Source organism: Actinoplanes sp. NBRC 101535 (genome assembly GCF_030269225.1).
Classification (GTDB): Bacteria; Actinomycetota; Actinomycetes; order Mycobacteriales; family Micromonosporaceae; genus Actinoplanes; species Actinoplanes rectilineatus.
Genome location: NZ_BSSY01000006.1, coordinates 226,242 through 250,022 on the forward strand (window position 1 = coordinate 226,242; position 23,781 = coordinate 250,022).

Annotated in this window: 22 protein-coding genes and 2 tRNA genes; 17 read left to right on the forward strand and 7 right to left on the reverse strand. The window is 69.7% G+C overall.

Going from position 1 to position 23,781, the window contains the following annotated elements:
- The first annotated feature begins 93 nt into the window (after positions 1–93).
- The 4 genes from QSK32_RS18835 to QSK32_RS18850 all read left to right on the forward strand — a co-directional run bounded on the left by QSK32_RS18835 (position 94) and on the right by QSK32_RS18850 (position 4,683).
- Positions 94–1,401 (forward strand): M16 family metallopeptidase, encoded by a 1,308-nt coding sequence (locus QSK32_RS18835; protein ID WP_045740015.1) that lies wholly within the window; start codon positions 94–96, stop codon positions 1,399–1,401.
- Positions 1,398–2,729 carry a M16 family metallopeptidase gene (locus QSK32_RS18840; protein ID WP_045740014.1) on the forward strand — a complete coding sequence of 444 codons (1,332 nt, stop codon included), beginning with the start codon at positions 1,398–1,400 and terminating at the stop codon, positions 2,727–2,729. Before QSK32_RS18835 ends, QSK32_RS18840 begins: the two co-directional genes overlap by 4 nt.
- On the forward strand, positions 2,726–3,700 hold the full coding sequence (gene nudC, locus QSK32_RS18845) for an NAD(+) diphosphatase (RefSeq protein WP_083448743.1): 975 nt from the start codon (positions 2,726–2,728) through the stop codon (positions 3,698–3,700). Before QSK32_RS18840 ends, nudC begins: the two co-directional genes overlap by 4 nt.
- Positions 3,701–3,801: 101 nt before the next feature.
- Positions 3,802–4,683 carry a phytanoyl-CoA dioxygenase family protein gene (locus QSK32_RS18850; protein WP_045740013.1) on the forward strand — a complete coding sequence of 294 codons (882 nt, stop codon included), beginning with the start codon at positions 3,802–3,804 and terminating at the stop codon, positions 4,681–4,683.
- A 61-nt stretch (positions 4,684–4,744) separates the two neighbouring features.
- On the opposite strand, the gene QSK32_RS18855 is transcribed toward QSK32_RS18850, so the two are convergent.
- Positions 4,745–4,987, reverse strand: coding sequence for a mycoredoxin (locus QSK32_RS18855; RefSeq protein ID WP_045740012.1), 243 nt, complete (start codon positions 4,985–4,987; stop codon positions 4,745–4,747).
- 83 nt (positions 4,988–5,070) lie between these two features.
- On the opposite strand from QSK32_RS18855, the gene QSK32_RS18860 reads away from it, so the two are divergent.
- The 3 genes from QSK32_RS18860 to QSK32_RS18870 all read left to right on the forward strand — a co-directional run bounded on the left by QSK32_RS18860 (position 5,071) and on the right by QSK32_RS18870 (position 8,139).
- Positions 5,071–7,212 carry an ATP-dependent DNA helicase UvrD2 gene (locus QSK32_RS18860; protein ID WP_285472644.1) on the forward strand — a complete coding sequence of 714 codons (2,142 nt, stop codon included), beginning with the start codon at positions 5,071–5,073 and terminating at the stop codon, positions 7,210–7,212.
- A gap of 130 nt (positions 7,213–7,342) precedes the next feature.
- Positions 7,343–7,633 carry a hypothetical protein gene (locus QSK32_RS18865; protein WP_245673791.1) on the forward strand — a complete coding sequence of 97 codons (291 nt, stop codon included), beginning with the start codon at positions 7,343–7,345 and terminating at the stop codon, positions 7,631–7,633.
- A gap of 143 nt (positions 7,634–7,776) precedes the next feature.
- Positions 7,777–8,139: a WhiB family transcriptional regulator gene (locus QSK32_RS18870; RefSeq protein ID WP_045740010.1), complete on the forward strand. Its 363-nt coding sequence runs from the start codon at positions 7,777–7,779 to the stop codon at positions 8,137–8,139.
- 384 nt (positions 8,140–8,523) lie between these two features.
- Here the strand turns inward: QSK32_RS18870 and QSK32_RS18875 are convergent, their stop codons facing one another.
- From QSK32_RS18875 to QSK32_RS18890, 4 genes are all read right to left on the reverse strand, one after another.
- Positions 8,524–9,207, reverse strand: a complete 684-nt coding sequence (locus QSK32_RS18875; protein ID WP_045740009.1) for an alpha/beta fold hydrolase — start codon at positions 9,205–9,207, stop codon at positions 8,524–8,526.
- Positions 9,208–9,211: 4 nt separating this feature from the next.
- Positions 9,212–10,558 (reverse strand): ABC1 kinase family protein, encoded by a 1,347-nt coding sequence (locus QSK32_RS18880; RefSeq protein ID WP_045740008.1) that lies wholly within the window; start codon positions 10,556–10,558, stop codon positions 9,212–9,214.
- Between the two features lie 39 nt (positions 10,559–10,597).
- Positions 10,598–11,695, reverse strand: a complete 1,098-nt coding sequence (locus QSK32_RS18885; RefSeq protein ID WP_285472645.1) for a hypothetical protein — start codon at positions 11,693–11,695, stop codon at positions 10,598–10,600.
- 197 nt (positions 11,696–11,892) lie between these two features.
- The gene (locus QSK32_RS18890; protein ID WP_169792401.1) at positions 11,893–12,054 is read right to left on the reverse strand and encodes a DUF5679 domain-containing protein; all 162 of its coding nucleotides are present in this window, start codon (positions 12,052–12,054) and stop codon (positions 11,893–11,895) included.
- 474 nt (positions 12,055–12,528) lie between these two features.
- Between QSK32_RS18890 and QSK32_RS18895 the strand changes: the two genes are divergently transcribed.
- Both QSK32_RS18895 and QSK32_RS18900 read left to right on the forward strand, forming a co-directional pair.
- Entirely contained in the window at positions 12,529–13,059 is a 531-nt protein-coding gene (locus QSK32_RS18895; protein WP_045740006.1) for a M48 metallopeptidase family protein, read from the forward strand.
- Positions 13,060–13,158: 99 nt separating this feature from the next.
- Entirely contained in the window at positions 13,159–13,755 is a 597-nt protein-coding gene (locus QSK32_RS18900) for a hypothetical protein (protein WP_285472646.1), read from the forward strand.
- Between the two features lie 299 nt (positions 13,756–14,054).
- Here QSK32_RS18900 and QSK32_RS18905 read toward each other — a convergent pair whose 3' ends face one another.
- Complete coding sequence (locus tag QSK32_RS18905; protein ID WP_285472647.1) at positions 14,055–15,290, reverse strand: zinc-dependent metalloprotease; 1,236 nt, start codon at positions 15,288–15,290, stop codon at positions 14,055–14,057.
- A gap of 90 nt (positions 15,291–15,380) precedes the next feature.
- Between QSK32_RS18905 and QSK32_RS18910 the strand changes: the two genes are divergently transcribed.
- From QSK32_RS18910 to QSK32_RS18925, 4 genes are all read left to right on the forward strand, one after another.
- Complete coding sequence (locus tag QSK32_RS18910) at positions 15,381–16,409, forward strand: YlbL family protein (RefSeq protein ID WP_045740003.1); 1,029 nt, start codon at positions 15,381–15,383, stop codon at positions 16,407–16,409.
- 127 nt (positions 16,410–16,536) lie between these two features.
- Positions 16,537–19,479, forward strand: coding sequence for a UPF0182 family membrane protein (locus tag QSK32_RS18915; RefSeq protein WP_045740002.1), 2,943 nt, complete (start codon positions 16,537–16,539; stop codon positions 19,477–19,479).
- 71 nt (positions 19,480–19,550) lie between these two features.
- Positions 19,551–19,624, forward strand: a tRNA-Met gene (locus QSK32_RS18920).
- A gap of 251 nt (positions 19,625–19,875) precedes the next feature.
- Positions 19,876–19,949, forward strand: a tRNA-Met gene (locus tag QSK32_RS18925).
- 56 nt (positions 19,950–20,005) lie between these two features.
- On the opposite strand, the gene QSK32_RS18930 is transcribed toward QSK32_RS18925, so the two are convergent.
- Positions 20,006–20,425, reverse strand: coding sequence for a winged helix-turn-helix transcriptional regulator (locus QSK32_RS18930; RefSeq protein WP_045746634.1), 420 nt, complete (start codon positions 20,423–20,425; stop codon positions 20,006–20,008).
- A gap of 110 nt (positions 20,426–20,535) precedes the next feature.
- On the opposite strand from QSK32_RS18930, the gene QSK32_RS18935 reads away from it, so the two are divergent.
- From QSK32_RS18935 to QSK32_RS18950, 4 genes are read left to right on the forward strand one after another with little or no spacing between them, the layout of a single operon-like run.
- The gene (locus QSK32_RS18935; protein WP_285472648.1) at positions 20,536–21,369 is read left to right on the forward strand and encodes an alpha/beta fold hydrolase; all 834 of its coding nucleotides are present in this window, start codon (positions 20,536–20,538) and stop codon (positions 21,367–21,369) included.
- On the forward strand, positions 21,366–22,262 hold the full coding sequence (locus tag QSK32_RS18940) for an alpha/beta hydrolase (protein ID WP_285472649.1): 897 nt from the start codon (positions 21,366–21,368) through the stop codon (positions 22,260–22,262). The genes QSK32_RS18935 and QSK32_RS18940 overlap by 4 nt, the downstream gene beginning before the upstream one ends.
- Before the next feature lie 35 nt (positions 22,263–22,297).
- Positions 22,298–23,278 (forward strand): helix-turn-helix domain-containing protein, encoded by a 981-nt coding sequence (locus QSK32_RS18945; protein WP_285472650.1) that lies wholly within the window; start codon positions 22,298–22,300, stop codon positions 23,276–23,278.
- 13 nt (positions 23,279–23,291) lie between these two features.
- Entirely contained in the window at positions 23,292–23,753 is a 462-nt protein-coding gene (locus QSK32_RS18950) for a cupin domain-containing protein (protein WP_045746630.1), read from the forward strand.
- Positions 23,754–23,781: the final 28 nt, after the last annotated feature.

Genomic DNA, 23,781 nt, shown 5'->3' on the forward strand with positions numbered 1-23,781 from the left:
ACCCTCATCGGGTGACGGGATGCTCTGCGTCATCGTGCGGATGGGGCAAGCTGACTGCCGGTCGGAGCCGCTGGAGCACGCTAGATTCGTACCGTGGCGCCCAATATCAAGATCCCCGCGACGAAATATCCGGTCGAGAGGTTCACTCTCGGCAACGGTCTGCGTGTGGTCCTCTCGCCGGACCGCAGCGCCCCGGTCGTCGGCGTGGCCGTCGTGTACGACGTCGGCATCCGCAGCGAACCGGAGGGGCGCACCGGCTTCGCGCACCTCTTCGAACACCTGATGTTCCAGGGGTCGGAGAACCTGGAGAAGCTCGCCCACTTCCGGCACGTGCAGGGCGCCGGCGGCAGCTTCAACGGCTCCACCCACCTGGACTACACCGACTACTTCGAGGTGCTGCCCTCCGGCGCCCTCGAACGGGCCCTCTTCCTCGAGGCCGACCGGATGCGCGGTCCCCGCCTCACCGAGGAGAACCTGCGCAACCAGGTCGACGTGGTCAAGGAGGAGATCCGGGTCAACGTGCTGAACCGGCCGTACGGCGGGTTCCCGTGGCTCAAGCTTCCGCCGGTCATGTTCGAGACCTTCCCCAACGCCCACGACGGCTACGGCTCGTTCACCGACCTCGAGAGCGCCACCGTCGAGGACGCGCAGAGCTTCTTCGACCGCTACTACGCCTGCGGCAACGCGGTGCTCTCGGTGGCCGGCGACTTCGACGTGGCCGAGGCGACCGCGATGATCGAACGGCACTTCAGCGACGTGCCGGCCCGGCCCGCCCCGGTGCTGCCCGACTTCGCCGAGCCCGACCTGACCGGTGAGCGGCGCGAGTCGTACACCGACCGGATCGCGCCGCTGCCCGCGATCGCCGGCGGCTGGCGGGTGCCGGACCCGATCGCCACCTTCGACGACTACCTGCCGTTCGTGGTGCTCGCCGAGGTGCTCACCGACGGCGACGCCTCCCGCCTGGTGGAGCGGCTGGTCCAGCGCGACCGGACGGCCACCAGCCTGGGCGGCTACATCGGCTTCATGGGCGACGAATACCAGGTCCGCAACCCGACCGCGCTGCTGCTGCAGGCGCACATGCCGCCCGGCGGCGACGCCGCCAAGGTGCTGCAGACCGTCGACGAGGAACTGGACCGGCTGGCCGCCGACGGCCTCAAACCCGGCGAACTGGCCCGCACCCAGGCCCGGATGGCGACCCGCGCGCTCAACGAGACCGACTCGGTGCTCGGCCGGGCACTGCCGATGGCCGTGCTGGAGCTGCAGCGCGGCCGGCCCGGCCTGCTGAACGACCTGCCGAAGCTGATCAGCGAGGTGCGCGACGAGCAGATCGTCGCCGCCGCGGCCACCCTGCGGCCCGAGCGCCGCGCCAGTGTCGAAGTGATCCCGGGAGCCTCCACGTGACCAAGACTCTGCCCGATCTCATCCCGGACGCCCCGCTCAACCTGCCGCCGGAGGCGGAGCGGACCCTGCCGAACGGCCTCACCGTCATCGCCATCCGGCGCTCCTCGGTGCCGCTGGTCGAGGTCCGCCTGCGTATTCCGTTCGGCCGGGCCCCACTGGCCCCGGCCACCCTGCTCTCCCAGGCGCTGTTCACCGGCACCAGCACGCTGAGCAGCATCGACATCGCCGCCGAGCTGCAGGCCGTCGGCGGTGGCCTGGCCGCGGGCCTCGACCCGGACCGGCTGCAGATCTCCGGCAACGCCCTGGCCGGCGGCCTGGACCGGACGCTGGAACTGCTCGCCGGCGTGCTCACCGACGCCACCTACCCGACCGAGGAGGTGGCCACCGAACGGGAGCGCCTGGTCGACCACATCCAGGTCGCGCTCAGCCAGCCGGCGCACCTGGCCCGGGTGGCGCTGCTCAAGAGGATGTTCGGCGACCACCCGTACGCGGTGCAGACCCCGGCGCCGGACGCGATCCGCCCCGTCGACTCCGGCGCGCTGCGCGACCTGCACGCGAGCCGGGTCCGCCCGGACGGCGCGGTGCTGGTACTGGTCGGCGACATCGACCCGGAACAGGCGATCCTCAGCGCCGAGAAGATCCTCGGCGGCTGGACCGGCGCCGCGGCCGACGGCCTGGTCCCGCCGGTGCCGGAGCTGAAGCCGGGCGCGCTGCTGCTGGTCGACCGTCCCGGTTCGGTGCAGTCGTCGATGCGCCTGGCGCTGCCGGCGCTGCCCCGGACACACCCGGACTACGCCGCGCTCAACCTGGCGAACATGGTCTTCGGCGGCTACTTCTCGTCGCGGTGGGTGGAGAACATCCGCGAGGACAAGGGGTACACGTACGGCCCGCACTCGGGGATCGAGCACTTCGTGGCCGGTTCGTCGCTGCTGGCCGCCGCCGAGGTGGCCACCGAGGTGACCGGGCCGGCGCTGCTCGAGACGCTCTACGAGCTGGGCCGCATCGCCAGCCTCGCGCCCGGCGAGGAGGAGCTCGAACAGGCCCGCCGGTACGCCCTCGGCACCCTGCGCCTGGGCATGTCGACCCAGGGCGGCCTGGCCGGGCTGGCGAGCATGTACGCCGGTTTCGGCCTGCGGCTGAACCACCTGCCGGAGTACTCCGCCGCGCTGGCCGCCGCGACACGCGAGGACGTGGCCGCCGCCGCGGCTGAGCACCTGGCCCCGTCCCGGGCCGTTACCGTGGTCCTCGGCGACGCCGACAAGATCGAGAGCCAGCTGGCCGCCCTGACCAGCGTGGAACGAGCAGCAGTGGAGCGCAGCACAGAGTGACCGATTCTGAACAGCCCGACCTGGGCGAGCAGCCCGGCACGCCGCCGCTGGCGCGGACCACCCTGGACCGCGCCGCGCACCGGCGCAAGGACGACGCCTGGCTGGCCGGGGCCTGGTCCCGCGGCCGGGTCCTCGTCGTCGACGTGGCGAAAGGCGGCCGGGCCCTGGTCGCCGACCGCCCGGACGGCGGGGTGGCACTCGTGCTGGTGCCGTCGTCCGAGGCACCGGAGGCCGAGCGCTGGTTCCTGGGAACCGACGCCGACGAGGCGGAGACCCCGCTGTGGATGGTGGACGCCGCGTTGCCGGAGATCGGCGACACGCGGGCGTCCACCCTGCGCGAGATCGGTCATCTCCTCGACGCCCGGGACGCCGGACTGTTCACCGCGGCCGCCGCGCTCGGCAACTGGCACGCCAGCCACCGCTTCTCGCCGCGCAGCGGCAAGCCGACGGTGGCGGTGGAGGCCGGCTGGGCGCGGTCGGACGACGAGGGCCAGTTGATGTGGCCGCGGACCGACCCGGCGATGATCGTGCTGGTGCACGACGGGGTGGCCGGTCCGGAGGGGCGCTGCCTGCTCGGGCACAACGCGGCCTGGCCGGCCGGCGCCGACGGCGTACGCCGGTTCTCCTGCCTGGCCGGTTACGTGGAGCCCGGCGAGTCGGCCGAGGCAGCCGTGATCCGCGAGGTCCGCGAGGAGGTCGGCATCCCGCTGCTCGCCCTGCGGTACGAGGGGAGCCAGTCCTGGCCGTACCCCGGCTCGCTGATGCTCGGGTTCCACGCCCAGGCCTCCCCGGCGGAGCCTCTGGTCCTCGACCCGGAGGAGATCGACGAGGCGCACTGGTTCACCCGGGACACGATCGCCAAGATGATCGCCGGGGGCTATGTGGACCCGGAGTCCGGTGTGCCGATGAGTCTTCCGATGCGGTCCTCCATCGCGTTCTACCTGGTCGACCGCTGGTTGAGCGGGAACTGATGAAGGTCGTGTGAGAAACCTAAGAAGAAAAAATCTCTCCTTAGGCAACCAAACCCCTGGGTCACCGCGTCTTGGCTATCAAAGACGAAGAGGGGGAACCGATGACCCAGGTGGAAGCACCGGCGTGGACGCCGATGTCCGCGGAAGAGCGGGAGGCGTTCGACCGCGATGGATACCTCATCGTGCCGTCGGTGCTGAGTGAGAGCGAGGTCGAGGTCGGTCGGGCCGCGATCCTGGGGTACTACGAGAAGGCGAAGGCCGAGGGCAAGCTCAACGCCTCCGGTGCCCTGCACCAGCTCTCCCCGATCACGCACGTCCCCGAGCTGGCCTTCCTGCTCGACCACCCGAAGTCGTTCCGGTACATCTGGTCGCTGCTCGGGTGGAACCTGCACGTGTACCACTCGCACATCGACGTGCACCCGCAGATCCACGAGAAGCAGAAGGACTGGTGGCACTGGCACCAGGACGGTGGCCGTCAGAACCGGGAGATCGAGACCGACCCGCGTCCGATGCTGTCGGTCAAGCTGGCCTACTGGTTCTCCGACGTGAGCGAGACCGGCCGGGGCAACTTCACCATCCTGCCGGGCAGCCACAAGAGCAACTGGCTGCCCGGACCGCCGAGCCGTGGCGTCCCGTGGCCGCAGCCCGAGGGTGCGATCCAGGTGACCGCGAACCCCGGCGACCTGGTGGTCTTCGACCGCCGCATCTGGCACGCCCGGTCGGACAACTACTCCGACATCACTCGTGTCGGCGCGTTCTTCGGTTACACCCCGCGGTGGATCCAGATCCGCGACGAGAACCAGGACCTGCCGAACCGCCCGGAGTGGGACACCCTGAACGACGTGCAGAAGCAGCTGCTCGGCGCGTTCGGCAACGGTGACGGTGACCACCAGTGGGGTCACTACCCGGAGACCGTGCCGCTGTACGGCGCGCTCAAGGAGCGCGGCCTGCTCGACTCGAGCATCCCGGCTCTGATTCCGTGATCTGATTTCGTGATCTGAGAAAGGAGGGCCGTCCCGGTCTCGGGACGGCCCTCCTTTCTCTTTACGCTGAGATCGCCGCGAGGTGCTGCTTCACCTGCACGATCGACGGGTTGGTCAGCGCCGACCCGTCATCGAACTTGAGAGTGGGGACCGTCTGGTTGCCCCCGTTGACACTGCGCACGAACGCGGCCGACTCCTCGTCCTGCTCGATGTCGACGACCTCGTAGGCGATGCCCTCCCGGTCGAGCTGCGACTTGAGGCGGTGGCAGTAACCACACCAGGACGTCGAGAACATGGTCAGCATCGGTCAGGGCTCCTTCGATACAGGTCACACGGTGGTGCGGCTGACAAGCACAACACCCCGCCCGGGTGTCATGATTCCCTACCGTGCGGACTGATGGGGTGCTGTCCGGGCTAGACCCGGAGCAACGGACGGCGGTGACGGCTCCCGCGGGCCCGGTCTGCATCCTCGCCGGCGCCGGGACCGGCAAGACCCGGGCGATCACCCACCGGATCGCCTACCGGACCCAGTCCGGCGAGATCAGCCCCCGGCACGTGCTGGCCGTGACGTTCACCGCGCGGGCCGCCGCCGAGATGCGGGCCCGGCTCACCTCGCTGGGCACCTCGGCCGTGCAGGCCCGCACGTTCCACGCGGCGGCCATGCGCCAGGTGCGCTACTTCGCGCCCCGGCTGCTGGAGGGCCGGCAGATGCCCGAGCTGGTGGAGAGCAAGGCCCGCCTGGTCGGCCTGGCCGCCGCCCGCGCCGGTGTCCGCGCCGACCGTGCCGTGGCCCGTGACCTGGCCGGCGAGATCGAGTGGGCGAAGTCGTCGCTGGTCGAGCCGGGGGAGTACGCGGTGGCGGCCGCCAAGGCGCTGCGGGAGCCGCCGCACGAGCCGGCCCGGGTGGCTGAGGTGTTCGCCGCCTACGAGTCGTTGAAGCGCCGCCAGGGCGTGATCGACTTCGAGGATCTGCTGCGCGCCGCGGTCTGGGGCATCGAGGAGCATCCGGACGTCGCCGACCAGATCCGCGCGCAGTACCGGCACTTCGTCGTCGACGAGTACCAGGACGTCAACCCGCTGCAGCAGCGTCTGCTGGACGCCTGGCTGGGCGACCGCGACGACCTGACGGTGGTCGGTGACGCCAGCCAGACGATCTATTCGTTCACCGGGGCGACCGCCGGCTATCTGATCGACTTCCCGCGGCAGCGCCGCAACGCGGTGGTGGTCCGGCTGGTCCGCGACTACCGCTCGACGCCGCAGGTGGTGGGCCTCGCCAACGCGGTGATCAAGCAGGCACGGGGCACCGAGGCGAAGCTGCGCCTGGAACTGGTCGGTCAGCGCCGGCCCGGTCCGGAGCCGGAACTCAAGATCTTCCCGGACGAGCAGGGCGAGGCGGCCGCGGTGGCGCGGCGCTGCCGGGAGCTGATCGCGGGTGGCATGCCGGCGAACGAGATCGCGGTGCTCTTCCGGATCAACGCGCAGTCCGAGTCCTACGAGGAGGCGCTCGCCGAGGCCCAGGTGCCCTACGTGGTGCGCGGCGGCGAGCGGTTCTTCGAGCGTCCCGAGGTGCGGCAGGCGATGGTCGCCCTGCGTGCCGGGGTGCGGTCCATCCCGGGTGAGACTCCGCTGGTGGAGGCGGTGCTGGAGGGCCTCGCGGCGACCGGCTGGCACCGGGACAAACCCCCGCCGGGAGGTGCGGCACGCGAGCAGTGGGAGGCGCTCAACGCGCTGGTCACCCTCTCGCAGGAGTACGCGTCCGCGCCGGAGTTCCTGCCCATCGGTGAGGCCGGGAGCGTCCAGCGGCAGGTGACGCTCGCCATGTTCAACGACGAGCTGGCCCGTCGCGCCGAGCAGCAGCACGCACCCACGGTCGCCGGTGTGACGCTCGCCTCACTGCACTCGGCGAAGGGGCTGGAGTGGGATGCGGTGTTCCTGGTCGGGCTCGCCGACGGGACGCTGCCGACGACGTACGCCAAGACGCCCGACCAGCTGGAGGAGGAACGCCGGCTGCTCTACGTCGGGGTGACCCGCGCCCGGCGGCAGCTCTGGCTCTCCTACGGTCAGTCCCGGTCCACGGGTGGCCGTCCCCGGCGCCCGTGCCGTTTCCTGCCGCAGCTGGACCGGTCCACGGCGGCCCCGGAGCGGACGGTCGTGGACCGGAGTCGGAAAACCGACCGTCGTCGTGTTCAGGTGGCTCTCTGCCGGATCTGCGGGGCCACCCTGCTGGCCGGTGCCGACCGCAAACTGGGCCGTTGCCCGACCTGCCCGTCGGACCTCGACGAGGACCTTCACGAGCGTCTGCAGGTGTGGCGTGCGGCCACCGCGGCGGAACTCAAAGTCCCTGCCTACGTGGTGTTCACCGATGCGACGTTGGTGGCCATGGCGGAGCGCCGCCCGGCGGAGCCGGCGCAGTTGCTGGCCATCGCCGGGATCGGCCCTCGCAAGCTCGGCCAGTACGGCGAGGCGGTCTTCGCTCTGGTGGCCGGTGCGAGCCCCGAAGAAGTCGCTCAGAAAAACTTCGAAAACTAGTCCGTTAATTCGTTTGCCCTCCCCTGGAGGGCAGGCATAGCCTCAGGACACACCTTGGCGAGCAGCAGTTCGCCGGGGTCGAATGTCCGTAGTAACGCTGAGTGCAGTGCATATGGAGGAGGTGACCCCGATGAGGCTCGTAATCAACGCCCCAATTGCTCCGTCGATGTCGCTGATCCCTGCCTGGACTCTGTCCGAGTCCGCCCTGCTGCCCGTCGCCGCCGCACCGCTGGCGCTGATGGCTGCTGAGCGGGTCGCGGCACCGCGGGCGCACCAGGCCCACGTCCAGGCCGAGCTGGGCGAAGCGGTTCTGATGCTCGACAGCAACAAGGGCACCACTGGGTTCGAGGGCAGCAATGTCTCCGTCAAGCGTCGCTACACGGATGGCAGCGGTGTCCCGCCTCGAGGAAGGCCGGTCTGACAAACAGACCTCCGGCTCACCTCGAGGCCGCGGAACCCCTAACCGGGATCCGCGGCCTTAATTTTTTGCCGGCTCACCAGCCGGTGCACCACCCGGACGACGATCCAGAAGATCGCTGAAGAAGAGAGAGGTGACCGGGCTTTATGAGTCTGGCGCTGGCCCCACTCGACGTGAGCGTCGAGGTCGAGGCAAACCTGCCCTGCCGCAAGTTCGACCCGGACCTGTGGTTCTCCGACTCCCCGGCCCAGCTGGAGCTGGCCAAGTCCCTCTGCGGCGACTGCCCGCTGCGGGTCGAGTGCCTGGCCGGTGCGGTCGAGCGGAACGAGCCCTGGGGTGTCTGGGGTGGCGAGATCTTCGAGCGCGGCGCCGTGGTCCCGCGCAAGCGGCCGCGTGGCCGTCCGCGTAAGGCGGACGTGGCTCGCGACGCGGAGCTCGCCGTCGAGGTCGAGGAGCGGCTCGCCGCTAACGGTCTCGAGTCCCGCAACTCGGTTCGCCTGGCGGCCTGAGATGACTACCCTCCCCACCCCCGTGATGGAAATCAGAAAGTCGAGCAGCGAAATGAACCCCACTGGAGCGAAGATGAGACTTCTCCAAGAGGCACTCTCGAGAGCCCGAATGCCTCGGCCTCAGCGTGACCGTGCACCTGAGGCTTACCGTTCCGCCCGGCAGATCGCGATCGAGTCCCGCCACCGCGCGGCCCGTGAGCTCAGTGTCTGACCCGGAGTACCGCTGAACCCGCTACCTGGGAGATGAAAAGGCCCGTCCGTGATCTCACGGGCGGGCCTTTCCCTTTTCACGGCTTCACAGCTTCACCGCGGCTGCGGGGGTCGTCGGCTTTCACCGCGACCGCGGATCATCGGCTATCGCCGTGAGTGCGGATCGTCGGCTTTTTACAGCGGTCGCAGGAAGTCGGCGACCGCTGCGGTGAACTCGGCGGGCTTGTTGACGTGGGCGCGATGCCCGCCGCCGATCGTGACGAACGTGCTGCCGGGGATCTCCGCGGCCATCCGTCGCAGGGTGTCCTGATCGAGGAAGCTCTCCGGTCCACCGGCGATCATCAGGGTCGGCACGGTGATCCGGCTCAGGTCGTCCCACCAGGACGGATCCGGGTTGTTGACGACGTCGAGCACGGCCTGCCGTGCCGCCCAGTCGTAGGGGATCGGACCTGTCGGCGGTGGCGGATCGAGCCGGTGCGGCACCGGTGGCGGCGGCTCCTCCAGGATCAGCGCGGTGAACCGGCCGGGATGGGCGAGCGCGGCCCGCCAGGCGACGACACCGCCCGCCGAGTGGCCGGCCAGAACCACGCGGTCAAGACCGAGGGCGTCCAGCACGGCGATCACGTCCTGCTGGGTGATCTTTATGCCGTACGCCGAAGCGCGGCTGCTCGCGCCGTAACCCCGCAGGTCGAGCGCGTACGACCGGAGCGGCAGCGCCGCGGCGACCGTCTCCCAGGAGGTGCCGTCGCTGGAACCGCCGTGCAGCCAGACGACCGGCCGGCCGTCCCCCGGACCGTCCACCGGGCCGTGCACCCGGTAGGCGATCCGCGCGCCGGGCACGTCGACGACATCGATCATCGTCTCAGGATACCGGCGCGAACCCGGGTAGCCATTTCTGCAGGATCTCGCGGTACGGCGCTTCGGCCTCGAGCTGGCAGAGCACCCCGATCGAACCCAGCGTCACCCGGTGGATCAGCAGGTAGGACGGCGGCAGGTTGAGTTTGCGGCTCAGTTGGAAAGCCGGCGAACGCGGGCTGCTGATCCGGGTCGCCTCGCCGCGCAGCCAGCCCCGGGTGAACCGGAAACTGTCCACCGCGACCGGTTCGATCATCGGGCGCAGGAACTTGAGGATGGCCTCCGCGTCGATGTCGTCGTCCCGCTTGATGAAGTTCTCCTCGCGCAGGCCCTCGGTCACCCCCGCCGCGTCGCCGTCGAGTGCCAGCCGGACCAGGCGGCCGATCGGTTCCGGGTGGCCGTCCGGGAGCCGGGCCACCGCCCCGAAGTCGATCACGCCGAGCCGGCCGTCGGGCAGGATCCGGAAGTTGCCGGGGTGCGGGTCGGCGTGCAGCAGCCCGGCCCGGGACGGCGCGGAGAAGTGCAGGATCGCCATCAGGCGGCCGGCCTCGTCGCGTTCCGCCACGGTGCCGTCGGTGATCACGGAGGCCAGCGGGGTGCCGTCCACCCATTCGGTGACCAGGATCTGCGGCGCGGAGGCGATCACCCGGGGCACGAAGATCTCCGGATCGTCCTGGTACGCCGTGGCGAAGGTCCGCTGGGTCTCCGCCTCCATCTCGTAGTCGAGCTCCTCGACCACACGTTCGCGCAACTCGGCGAGGAGCGGCTTCATGTCGATGCCCGGCTGGATGATCTTGAACATGCCGGCCAGCCGGCCGAGCTGCTTGAGGTCGGCGACCAGTGCCTCCCCGGCCCCCGGGTACTGCACCTTGACCGCGACCGGCAGCAGTTTGGGCTTGCCGCCCCGCCGGGCGGGCGGAAGTTTCCACACCGCCCGGTGCACCTGGCCGATGCTCGCGGCGGCGGCCGGGCTGTCGTCGAACTCGGCGAAGTTGTCCCGCCAGTCCGGCCCGAGCTGCTCGGCGAGCGCCTTGTGCACGTTCGCCACCGGCATCGGTGGAGCGGCTTCCTGCAGTTTGGTCAGCGCCTGGCGATAGGGCCCGGACATCTCCTCGGGCATCGCGGCCTCGAACACCGACAGCGCCTGCCCGAACTTCATCGCACCGCCCTTGAGCTGTCCGAGGACGCTGAACAGCTGCTCGGCGGTGCGTTGCTGGATGTCCGCGGAGATGACGTCGGAGGCGATCCCGACGGCACGCTTACCCAGGCCCAGCGCGGTGCGCCCGGCGAAGCCGAGCGGAAGCGCGGCAAGCCTGGCCGTCCGGGAGGCCGCGCGGCGCGGTATGTCCGTCACCAGATCATTGTGACCGACGGATGGCGGTTACTCCGCCCGTCACGAGGTGGTTTGGTGTTTATGCGGTGAAGGTCTGGTGAAGGTGGCCCGGTTGCGCCCGCAGGGACAGTCGGGATGTGGTGGCCAGGTCCTCCGGCGGATCCGCCCCGGCGCGCTGATCTCCACCGACGAACCCGTCGTCCCGGGTGTGCCGCCGTCCAGGAAGGCGAGCGCCTCGGCGACCGCGTAGGCGGTGGCGGCCAGCAGGGTGGTGACCGTGCACGGTTCGGCGGTGTCCGCCGCGCACCCGCCGGGCCGGCCCGGATCCCGGTCCAGCCGGTGCAGGTCGAGACAGCGCAGGCAGGGCTCGCCGGTCACGGGGACGAACGGGCCGACGACCGCGGTGCCGTCCCGGATGCCGACGGCCAGATGCGGCTGCCGCCGGGCGGCGTGACCGGCGGCGATCAGGGCGGTCGGCTCGTCGTGGGCCAGCTGGACGACCAGGGTGGGCGGACGGCGTACCGTGCGGGTCTCGGTGACCGGCGAGGCCCGCAGGATCGCGGCGGTCACCGCGGTGCGCCGGGGACTGCCCGCGTCGGTGGCGAGCAGCGGGCTGCCGGTGATCTCACTCGGCCCGACCGCACCGGACAGATCCGGGTGTACGTGCCCCACACCCGCCTCGGCCAGCGCGACCGCGATCGTGGCGCCGAGCCGGCCCCGCCCGCTGATCACCACCCGGGAGGCGCGGCGACGGCGCAGCACCCGGGCGGGCGAGGGGCCGGCCGGAGCGCGCTGTGCCGGACCGGCCGTCTCCAGGGCCATCGCGGCAGCCTCGCAGAGCAGCAGCTGGCGGGCACGGTCCGGCAGGGCGGCCGGCATCAGCGACCCGGCGGGGATCACCAGCCCGGCCGCCTGGAGTGTGCCGAGCAGCGTGAGCGCGTCGTCGACCGGCACGCCCTGTTCGGCGGCGCGGAGCAGGACGAGTCGTTCGGAGAGCCGGCCGTCGAGCAGATCGAGGACCAGAGCGGTGCGCGGGTCGGCGAGTTCGAGCACGATCGCGTGCGGCGGGCCGAGGCCGAGCTGCAGGTGGGTGGCGGTGCGCCAGACCCGGGCGAGGCCGGGGACAAGGGTCGGACGCGGCAGTGGTGTCCGGTTCATGGATGACAGGTTGTCATCGCCGCGTCGCGCAACGGGGTCGTTATCCACAGCCGCGGGGGCGCCCGACGCTGGGTTGTCCACAGCTTCGGGCTAGTTATCCACAGGCAGCCCGTTAACTCAACGTGCTGGATCCAGCACGGTTACGGCGTACCCGGTAAACGCACCGGGGAGGGCGACCGCCCTCCCCGGGCGGGAGATCACGCCTTGGCCTTGCCCAGGATGCGGTTCATGGTGGTGCCGCAGACCGGGCACTTGCCCTTGGCCATGTTCATGCCGGTCTTGGAGACTTCCACGTTGCCCTGGAAATCGCGCTTCTCCTTGCACTTCACGCAGTAGCCGTTGTACGTGGTGTCGGCCACGGTTCCTCCTACTTAGTCGTATCGTCGGCCGCCCGGCCCGGTGCCTCGTTCGCGGAGCGGGCGCGAACCTTGTCTGCGGCGCTGGGCCCCTGCGGCCACGCAGATGTGGCCACGCTGCCCCGGGGCGGACTCTTACCCAGGTCAGACGGGTTCCATGTCAACGCAGCGTCGGCGGTGTCACCGACGACGTGAGTGTGCCGGTACGAACTATCCTTTTCCGCCAGGTTTGCCGGGACACGCCGATTAATCCTATCATAAAGGCATAAAACGGACGAGTGGGTAGCTGATGGGCTGCGTCGGCGATGGTCTAGGTTGGCGGTTGTCTCGGATGTTGCGGCTGAGGAAAATTTTTTCGGGAATATGCGGTCGAAGTGCGCATATTCCCGACCGTCATCGGCCGTACTCTTGCGGTGACAGGGGTCCGGCGGATTAGCGTCTCAACGTGAACCCGAATCTGGGCCGCGCGAGCCGGTAATGGCCCGGACGCGCAAGCCTGTCGTCGAAGTGCGGCGCAGTCAGCGCCGCCGCCGGACGGTGTCCGCGTATCGCGACGGTGAGCGAGTCGTGGTCCTCATCCCGGATCGTTTCTCCCGGGCCGAGGAGATCGAATGGGTGGAGCGCATGCTCGCCCGTCTCGCCGCCCGCGAAGAACGCCTGCGGTGCACCGATGCCGAGCTCCTGGCCCGTGCCCGTCGCCTGACAGCCCGTTTCCTCGCCGATCACGCCGACCAGGTCGCGCCGGTCAGTGTGCGCTGGGTGACCAACCAGAACGGCCGCTGGGGTTCCTGCACCCCCGACGACGCGACCATCCGGATCTCACACCGGATACAGGAGATGCCCGACTGGGTGATCGACTACGTGCTCCTGCACGAACTCGCGCACCTGGTCGTGCCCAGCCACAACGCGGAGTTCTGGGAACTCGTCAGCCGCTTCCCCAAAGCCGAACGGGCCCGGGGCTATCTGGAGGGCATCGCCGCCTCCCACAGTCTGGTGATGGCGGACTAGTGCCCGTTCGTAGGGCGGACCGGATTCTGTCCGGGGAGTGACGGCCTGGCCACACCTCGGTCCTGCCTCCCCGACGGCACAGGCGCTAGGCTGACGGGTGTGCTGCGGCGGGTGGTGATCGTCCTGTTGGTCCCGGTGCCGTGGAGTCCCCCCGGGGTGGACCTGCGGACCTGGCGCACCGCCCTGGCCGAGGACGTGGTCGACCTGCTCGCCCGGCTGGCCCAGGCCGAAGCCGCCATCGCGGCCACCGCCGCCGACCGTGACCTGGCCGAGGAGATCGCCTGGCCGGGCACCCGGATCTACGAACTCCCCGAACCGACCGTCCTGCCGGCGCTCAAGGCCGCCGCCGCGGACGGATTCGACCAGGCCGCGGTGATCGCCGCGGACGCGCCGGACGTGCCCGGCATGACCCTCGGCAAACTGCTGAGCCCACTGGACACCAAGGCGGTCACGGTGTCACCGGGCGGCGCTTCGGGCGGCCTCTTCGGCATGGCGACGAGCCTGCCCGCGCCGGACTGGCTGGTCGACCACGACCTGGACAGCGCCTCGGCACAGCTCCTGCGGCGCACGGCGCCCCGGCCCGGAGACGTCACGACCACGCCGCCGTGGCGTCGCCTGCGCGGCCCGGCCGACCTGGCGACGCTCGACGTGGCCCTCGAGGGCTGGGAGAACACCCGCACGCTCCTGGGCGGCTGACCAGCCTGCCACCCGCCTGCTCCGACCGAGCGGGCCTCGGCCGGAGCGCTGTCAGCCGACGTGAGTCAACGGTTCGCCCCGGCTGTCCGGAGCGTTACCGGACGGTGGCGCCTGCGTGCTGGCCGACGATGGCACCTGTGGTGTGCGACGGTGCGGCACGGTGACGCGGGGCGTGTGGAGCGGTCGGCGTGGCGTACGAAATCTGGCTGGTTCGGCGGTGTGGGAAAGCAATCACTGTGGGAAAAGCAAATCGCCGTGGAGGACGGACGCGCCCTCCACGGCGACTGACGTTTCCGGGATCAGTCCTCCTTCGGGCCGTCCTCGAGGCCCTCCAGCTCACTGATGTCCCAGTCGGTGCGGCCCCGGGCGAACGCCGCCGGATCGGCGAAGTCCTCGTCGGTGGGCAGCAGGTCGGGGTGGTCCCAGAGGGCGTCCCGGCCCGCGGTGCCTCGCTGCTCGGCCACCGCCGTCCACAACGCTCCGGCCTCGCGCAGGCGGCGCGGACGGAGTTCCAGACCGACCAGGGCGGCGAAGGTCTGCTCGGCCGGACCACCGGCGCCCCGGCGGCGGCGGAACGCCTCGCCGAGTGCGGACCGCGACGGCAGACGGTCGCCGGCGGCGCTGTCCACCACCTGGCCGACCCAGCCCTCGACCAGCGCGAGCGCGGTCTCCAACCGGGCCAGGCTGGCCTTCTGCTGCGGGGTGTCCTCCGGCGTGAAGATGCCCTCGAGCGCCATCGCCTGCATCGATTCGGGGTCGCTCGGGTCGACCCGGCTCATCGCCTCCTCGATCGCCTCGCGGTTGACGGTGATGCCGTTGGCATACGTCTCGACGGCGGTCAGCACGTGCGAGCGCAGCCACGGCACGTGACCGAAGAGCCGCTGGTGGGCCGCCTCGCGGAGAGCCACGTACAGCCGGACCTCGTCCTCGGGGAGTTCGAGACCCTCGCCGTACTTCTTGATGTTGGCCGGGACGAGTGCGGCGGTGCCGGCCGGTCCGAGCGGGAGGCCGATGTCGCCGGCCGAGAGCACCTCGGCGGCGAGCTGGCCGAAGGCCTGGCCGAGCTGACCGCCGAAGAGCGCGCCACCCAGGGTGGCCACCATCGACTGCATCGGGCCGAGCTGGGCGCGGGCCTCCTCGGGGACGAGGTCACCCATCGCGCCCACCATGCGGCCGGCGATCGGCTCGCACAGTTTCTTCCACACGTCGAGGGTGTTGTAGATCCACTCGTTGCGGTTCCAGGCGACGGCCTTCTGTATGCCGCTGGGCAGGGCGGTCACCGGGTCGAGCCAGAGGTCGGCGAGCCGCAGAGCCTCCTCGACCTGATGGCGTTCCAGGATGTTCACGGCGGGGTCGCCGGTCGCCGAGAGCTGGCTGGCCGCGACCTGACGGGCCAGGTCCCAGTTCACGGGGCCGCTCCCGGGCGCGGCGAACATCTGCTGCAGCTGCGCCATGAACTGCTGCATCTGCTGCGGGTCGGAGGGGTCGGGCGGCTGAGCGCCCGGCAGGGAGAAGCCGAACGGGATATCAGGCACGTCCCCAACGGTACGCGGGAAAACAAGGAAGCGGACCGAGGGAGGTATCAGCTCAGAGAGAACTCAGGGTGAGTTGGTACGGTCACGCGCATGAGACGTCGCGGTGTCACCGTCATCCTCGGCGCCCTGATCACCGCTCTGCTGGCAGCCGGTGTCATGGTCGCACCCCTGCCCTACGTGGTGCTCAAGCCGGGGCCGACGGTCGACACGCTCGGTTCCGCCGACGGCACCGAGGTCATCCAGGTGGAGAAGGGTGAGACCTCGAAGTCGGCCGGTCAGTTGCGCCTGACCACGGTGAACGTGCAGTCGCAGGTGGAGTTGGTGTGGGCGATCCGCGGCTGGCTCAGCGGCGAGCAGGCGGTCGTCCCGCGTGAGCTGATCTACCCGCCGGACCAGAGCGAGAAGCAGGTCCAGGAGCAGAACGCCCAGGAGTGGAAGCAGTCGCAGAGCAGCGCCGAGAAGGTCGCTCTGCAGAAGCTGGGCCATCCCCTGCAGACCTTCGTGTCGAAGGTCACCGACGGGGGTGCGGCGGACGGGCTGCTCAAGGCGGGTGACCGGCTGACCAGCGTCGACGGGACGACGATCACCAAGTCCAGCCAGGTCACCGAGCTGGTCCGGGCCAAGCCCGCGGGCAGCAGGCTGACCTTCGGCTACGAGCGGGACGGCACGGCCGGCAGCGTGGGGATCACCACGAGGACGGTGGACGGCGACGACACCCCGCGGATCGGGATCGAGATCACCGCCGAACCGGAGGACCCGTTCGGCATCGAGATCGATCTCGACAAGATCGGTGGACCGAGCGCGGGTCTCATGTTCACCCTGGGCATCATCGACAAACTCACGCCGGAGGACCTGACCGGCGGCAAGATCATCGCGGGTACGGGAACGATCAGCGACAGTGGTGAGGTCGGCCCGATCGGGGGTATCCCGCAGAAGCTCGTCGGCGCCAAGGACGCCGGGGCCCAGCTCTTCCTGGTTCCCAAGGACAACTGTGCCGAAGCGCTGCGCAACGCGGTGCCCGGTCTGCCGATGGCCGAGGTGGCCACGGTGGACGACGCCCTCACCGCACTCAAGACATTCACCACCGGCGGCACGCCCAAGGCCTGCGCGGCCTCGTGACGCCTCACCGGTCGTAACGAGACCGTTCTGCCGCGTATCGAAGCTGGATGCGACATCGTAAGGTGAATCACCGGCCAGACGAAGTGTGGAGCCAACGTTGGTCATGCGTAACAGTCCTCTACCGAGGATGAGCCGGCGCGGTCGCGTCACCGTCGGCGTCCTGGTCGGGGTCTTCCTCCTTTTCACGCTGCTCGGATGGGGCATCGACGCGTACACCGACTATCTGTGGTTCTCCGAGGTCGCCTTCACGAAGGTCTTCTCCGGGGTTCTGCTGACCAAGGTGCTCCTCTTCCTGGTGATCGGCGCCGCGATGGGCCTCATCGTCGCGGCCAACCTCTATCTCGCCTACCGGATGCGGCCGCTGCTGCGCCCGCACTCCCCCGAGCAGGCCACCCTCGAGCGTTACCGGATGATCCTGGCGCCCCGCCTGGGCACCTGGATCACCGTGGTCAGCCTGGTCATCGCCTTCTTCGCCGGCCTGTCCGCACAGGTTCGGTGGTCCGACTGGATGCTGTTCCGCAACGGCGGCTCGTTCGGAGTCGAGGATCCGCAGTTCAAGGTGGATATCTCGTTCTACATCTTCGAGTACCCGCTCTGGCGTTACCTGCTCGGCGTCGGCTTCACCGCCGTCGTCCTGTCGGTGCTCGGCTCCCTCGCCGTGCACTACATCTTCGGCGGGGTACGCCTGCAGGGCATCGGTGACCGGATGACCACCGCGGCCCGCGCGCACCTGACCACTCTGGTCGCCGTGTTCGTCCTGCTCAAAGCGGTGGCGTACATGCTCGACCAGCGCGCGCTGCTGCTCGAGCAGCACGTCTCCCCGGGGCTGTACGGCGCGGGTTACACCGACGTCAACGCGCTGCTCCCGGCCAAGGAGATCCTGGCGTACATCTCGGTGCTGGTGGCGATCGCGATCATCGTGTTCTCCAACGCGGTGATGCGTAACCTGGTCTGGCCCGGTGTCTCGCTGGCACTGCTGGCGATCTCCGCGGTGGCGATCGGCGGCATCTACCCGCTGGCCGTGCAGAACTTCCAGGTCAAGCCGAGCCTGTCGGACAAGGAACGGCCCTACATCGAACGGTCCATCGAAGCCACCCGGGAGGCGTTCGGGCTGGGGGAGACCGAGATCAGCCAGTACTCGGCGAAGAGTGGCATCCCGCCGGCGACCCTGACCCAGGACACCAGCGCGCAGAACGTCCGGCTGATCGACCCGCAGCTCGTGTCGGAGGGCTTCACCCAGTCGCAGCAGTCCCGCGGCTTCTACGACTTCGGCGAGAAACTGGACGTCGACCGCTACACGATCGACGGCAAGACCCAGGACTACGTGGTCGGCGCCCGGGAGATCAACGACGAGAAGCTGACCGCCCAGCAGCGCAACTGGCTCAACCGGCACACCGTCTACACCCACGGCTACGGCCTGGTGGCGGCGCCGGCCAACCAGAAGTGCGAGACCGGTCTGCCGATCTTCGCCTCCGGCCTGATCGGTGACAGCGAGCGCAGCTGTGTCACCCCCACCACCGCACTCGAGGCCGAGCAGCCGCGGATCTACTACGGCGAGCAGTCCACCGAGTACGCGATCGTCGGCCAGGGCTCCGGCGGCCAGCCCGTCGAGTTCGACCGGCCGCAGGAGGCGAACAAGGACGCGTCGGTCCTCTACACGTACGACGGCAAGGGCGGCGTCGAGATCGGCTCGTTCTTCCGCCGGCTGGTCTTCGCGATCAAGAACACCGAGAGCAACTTCCTGCTCTCCGACCGGGTCAACGAGAACAGTCGCCTGATGTACACGCGGGAGCCCCGCGAGCGGGTGGAGAAGGTCGCACCGTTCCTCACCGTCGACGGCGACCCGTACCCGAGCGTCGTCGACGGCCGGATCGTCTGGATCCTCGACGGCTACACGACCGCGCAGACCTACCCGTACGCGCAGAAGATCAACCTGGCCACCGAGACCCGCGACGAGCTGACCGGTCAGGGATCGTTCGCCCTGGCCCGCGACGACGTCAACTACATGCGCAACTCGGTGAAGGCGACCGTCGACGCGTACGACGGCACGGTCACCCTCTACGAGTTCGACGACCAGGACCCGGTCCTCAAGGCGTGGAACAAGGCGTTCGGCGGCGATCTGATCGTCCCGAAGGAGAAGACCCCGCCCAGCCTGTCCGCGCACTTCCGGTACCCGTCCGACCTGTTCAAGGTCCAGCGGAACCTGCTCACCAAGTTCCACGTCACCGACCCGGGCACGTTCTTCTCCGGTGACGACTTCTGGCAGGTGCCGAACGCCCCCGACTCGCCGCAGAGCGGGGTCAAGCAGCCGCCGTACTACCTGAACGTGAAACTCCCCGAGCAGGACGAGAACCGCTTCCAGCTCACCGCCGGCGTCACACCGGCGAACCGGGAGAACATGGCCGCCCTGATCTCCGCGTCGTACATCGACGGCCAGCCCAAGCTGGAGATACTGGAACTCCCGGACGACACGGCGGTGCCCGGCCCGGTCCAGGTGCACCAGCGGATGGTCAACAACTACAACATCTCGCAGCAGCTGGCCCTGCTCAGCCGCGGCGGCCAGGCGACGGTCCTCTACGGCAACCTCATCTCGTTGCCACTGGCCGACGACATCCTCTACGTCGAACCGGTCTACGTCCGGAGCAGCCAGGCCAACGCCGCACCGCTGCTCCAGAAGGTCCTGATGTCCTACGGCGACGGCGGCCAGTACGTCGTCCTCGAGGACAACATCACCGAGGCGCTCGAAGCCCTGGTCGATCTCGGCAAGGCCGCACCGCCCACCTCGGGCAACACCGGCACCACGCCGACGACACCGACCACGCCGACCACACCCCCGGACCAGGTCAGCACCCAGCTGTCCCAGGCCGCGGCCGACGTCGACAAGGCCATCGAAGACCTCCGGGCCGCCCAGCAGGCCGGTGACTTCGTGAAGCAGGGTGAGGCGCTCAAGGCCCTCGACGAGGCCATGACCCGCTTCCAGAACGCCCAGAACACCCAGGCACCCGCTAGCGGCAACCCGGCGCCGTCCGCCTCGGCCGCCGTCAGCCCAGCCGCCTCACCAGGCAGCTGACCTGCAGTAACGCACACATCGGGGGCCGCTTTGCGGCCCCCGATGTGCTTGCGCTAGTCTTTACCTACCGACGCGGGGTGGAGCAGCTCGGTAGCTCGCTGGGCTCATAACCCAGAGGTCGCAGGTTCAAATCCTGTCCCCGCTACGAGTGGGTGAGGGGCTTGTGTTCGCGGAAAGCGCGAACGTGGGCCCCTCTTCGCATTTCTGCTCCGGGGGCCGAGCCCCCGGAAACCCCGCGGTGCGGTGGAGGCCTGGGTGACTTGCTGCCGGCTTCTTGTCTTGTACGTGTGAAGTGGCGTCTCCTTTTTCTCCCGTTATTCGTGTGCCGGCTTCGGGGGTGGGTTTGTGGGGACGATTTGGTTACTGGGGGCGGACGCGTTAGGCTTTGTTTACCGACGCGGGGTGGAGCAGCTCGGTAGCTCGCTGGGCTCATAACCCAGAGGTCGCAGGTTCAAATCCTGTCCCCGCTACTTGTGGGAAGGCCCGGTATTCGCTTTTGCGAATGCCGGGCCTTTTTTTTTTGGGTTCAGTGGTTGGTGGCGTCGAAGGTGCGGGCGTTGTCTTTGACCACGGGGATGTAGCGCTCGGCCCACTCGCGTAAGGCGCGTAGCGGACCTATCAGGGTCGTGCCCAGGCTGGTGAGGCTGTAGTGGACCCGGGGTGGCTTGCTTGCCTCCACGCGGCGGGTGACCAGGCCGTCCCGTTCCAGGGATTTGAGGGTCTGCGCGAGCATCTTCTGGGAGATGCCGGTCATCTCGCGCTTCAGTTCGGCGAAACGGAGCTCGCCCTCGGCGTTGGCCAGCGAGAGCACTGCCATGGTCGTCCAGCGGGATCCGACCCGGTCGAGCAGCAGTCGTGTGGGGCACAGGGGGTCGAACAGGTCGCCGGGTGAGGTGGTCACCCCGGCGTTACCTGGTGTGGGGAAAGTGCCTTCTTGCCCGGTCATTGGAGGTTTCCTACGGTTACCACGTTCCGGATGGTAACCGTTGGAGGTTGGCCTTGCGTCAATCGAAGTTGACCCTTCTCTCTCATGTTCGTGGGGCCACCGCGCGACGCGTGCCGGTCGACGGCGTCGAACTCGCCGTGGAGACGGTCGGGCAGGGGCCGGCTGTCCTGTTGCTGCACGGCTTCCCGCACACCCGCGCCATCTGGCGGGACGTCGCTCCCCGGCTGGCCGATGCGGGTTTTCAGGCGATCGTGCCGGATCTGCACGGGCTCGGCGACAGCACACCGGCTCTGCGGGGCTATGAGGCGCCGGCTGTCGCTGCGGATCTGCTTCGTGTTCTGGATGCCCTCGGTGTCGTCGAGGCGCACGCTGTCGGCGTCGACCTGGGTGTCGGCCCGGCATTCGCCCTGGCTGCGGCGTGCCCTGAGCGGGTGGCGAGCTTGACGCTGTCCGAAGGGCTGCTGGGGGTCCTGCCCGGGGCCGAGGAATTCCTTCGCCAGGGGCCGCCGTGGTGGTTCGGGTTCCATCAGGCGCCCGGTGGCCTGGCGGAGGACGTCCTGGAGAACTCGGCGGAACGTTACATTCGCTTCTTCCTCGCCGCGGGCAGCCGCCACGGACTGCCGGACGATCTCACCCGGGTGCTGGTGGAGGCGTACCGGAGCCGGACGAGTCTCGCCAACGCCTTCGATCACTACCGTGCGATGCCGGCCACCGCGGCATGGATCGAGACTTGGGCCCGGGACCGGAGACTGGGCATGCCGGTCCTCGCCGTCGGCGGTGGTGCGATCGCCGGAGCCACCGCCCGCCAGCTGGAACCGATCACCGACCGGCTCACCCGGCACGTGCTCGAGGACTGCGGCCACATCACCCCGATCGACCAGCCGGGCGCCTTCGCCGAACTGCTCGTGGACCATGCCCGCTCGGCCGGCCGGGACCGGACGTGAGCCGGGAGCAGCGGGAGGCCATCCGGCAGCGTCGTGCGGCGTCACCCCTCGATCTGGGCGGTGAGGTCCATGAGCAGCGCGCCCTGTTCGAGCAGCTGCTGTCGCACAGTCCCGTCCCGCCGGACGTCGTGGTCACGCCGACCCACCTCGACACGGTGCCCGGCCTGGTGGTGGAGGTCGCAGACAGGGCCAGCGTCGGCACTGTCCTGTACTTTCACGGCGGGGCGTACGTCTTCGGGTCGGCGCGAAGCTCGGTGGGGATCGCCGCCGACCTCGCCCGACGGTCGCAGACCCGGGTGCTCACCGTCGACTACCGCCTGGCACCCGAACATCCCGCGCCGGCTGCCACCGACGACGCGGTGCGTGCCTACCGGGCGTTGCCGGCCACCGGCGTCGACCCGCGACGGGTCGTGGTGGCGGGCGAGTCGGCCGGGGGCGGGGTCGCACTGGGCCTGCTCCAGCGCATCGTCGCCGCCGGGGAGCCGCTGCCCGCCGCGGCGCTGCTGTTCTCGCCGTGGATCGATCTGACCCTCAGCGGTGACTCGATGCGGACCAGAGCCGAGGCGGACTTCATCGTCAGCCGTACGGCGTTGCGCCGGCGGGTGCGTGATTACGCGGGTGATGACGAGGCTGCGGTGCGGCGGCACAGCCCGCTGTTCGGAGACCCGCGCGGGCTGCCCACGACACTGATCCAGGTCGGTTCCCACGAGGTGCTGCTGGACGACTCGACCAGGTTGGCGGCGGGACTGGTGGCGGCCGACGTGTCGGTGACACTGGACGTGACCGCGGAGGCGACGCACGTCTTCCAGTCCTTCGCCGGGTCGTGGGACGAGGCCGACGAGGCGATGAACCGGGCGGCAGCGTTCGTGCACACGGCCTGCGCGGCCGGCTGAACCAGATGATCGAGGTGCGTGCCTATCTTTGATGGGTGATCGGCGACCTTGACACGTTTCGGGACGAGCTGGCGGCCAGCGGGATTCCGCCGCTGGCCAACAGGATGGCCGGGGCCGACTTCCGGGCCGGGATCGCCACGCGTGACCTCGGGCCGCTTCGGATGATCTCGCTCGACACGCCTGCCAGCGCGTGCGTCGGGAGGGAACGCGATGCCCGGGACGGCGCGAACCTGGCGGTCAAGGTGATGATGCGCGGGCGTACGCGGATCGAGCAGGGCAACGGTGCTGCCGACCTCGGGCCGGCCGACCTGGTGCTGCTCGACCCCACCCGTACCGTCCGGTTCGAGAGCACGGCCTCCGCGCACGTCACCATCCTGGTTCCGCGCCGGGAACTCCGGATCCGGCCCGCCCAGATCGACCGGCTCGTCGGCGTGCGCATCGACGGCGGTCACGGCCCGGGCGCTCTCGTCTCGGCGCTGGCCCGGAACGCGGCCGTCTCCACTTCGGCCCGGAGTGCGGCCCAGGCGGTGACCGGCTTTCGCGCGGGCGAGGCGCTCCGGTCGGCGGCGGCCGTCGTCGAGCTGATCGCCGTTGCGCTCGAGGCCCGGCTGGGCGACGAACGGCCGGCCCCGGACGAGCGGCTGCGCGACCGGATCGTCGGCTACATCGAGGCCCGGCTGGCCGACCCCGACCTGACCCCGCCCGGCATCGCCGCCGCCCACCACATGTCCGTACGCCGGCTGCACAAGCTGTTCGAGGACCAGCCGCTCACCGTCGCCGCCCTGATCCGGCACCGCCGTCTGGAACACTGCCGGGCCGAACTGGTCGCCAGTGGACGGACGGTCACGGCGGTCGCCGCGCGGTGGGGATTCCCGGATCCCACCCATTTCAGCAAACTCTTCAAGTCGACGTACGGCTACAACGCCCGTGCACTGGTGACCAACAACCGTGCGCGGACGACCAGGACGGGCACGGCCGGCGCGGAACAGGATGGTGGTCACCACAGCACGGCATAGCAGGGAGAAACTCATGGCGAAGGTGTCCATCGTCCGTCCCGGCGAGGGCGAGATCCTCGGCAGCGGGCCGGCGCAGGTCCGGATCCTGGAGAACGGCGAGCACACCGACCACCGGCTGGGCTTCGCCGAGATCACCGTTCCGCCGGGCTTCCCGAGCCCGTTGCAGCACCGCCACGCCCAACACGACGAGGGCTTCTACGTGCTGTCGGGGACGATCCGGTTCACGGTCGGCGAGGACGAGCACGACGCCGGGCCCGGCACCTGGGTCATCGTGCCGACCGGGGCACCGCACACGTTCGCCAACCCGGGCGACGAGACGGCGGTCATGCTGAACACGTTCACGCCGGACCTGTACGTGCAGTACTTCCGCGACTTCAAAGCCATGATCGATTCCGGGCAGTCGGTCAACGCGGACACCATGACGCCGCTCTGGAAGCGGTACGCCACTGAGATCTCCAACGAATACGCCTCGTGAAGCACCGCTGACACGCCCGGCACGAAGC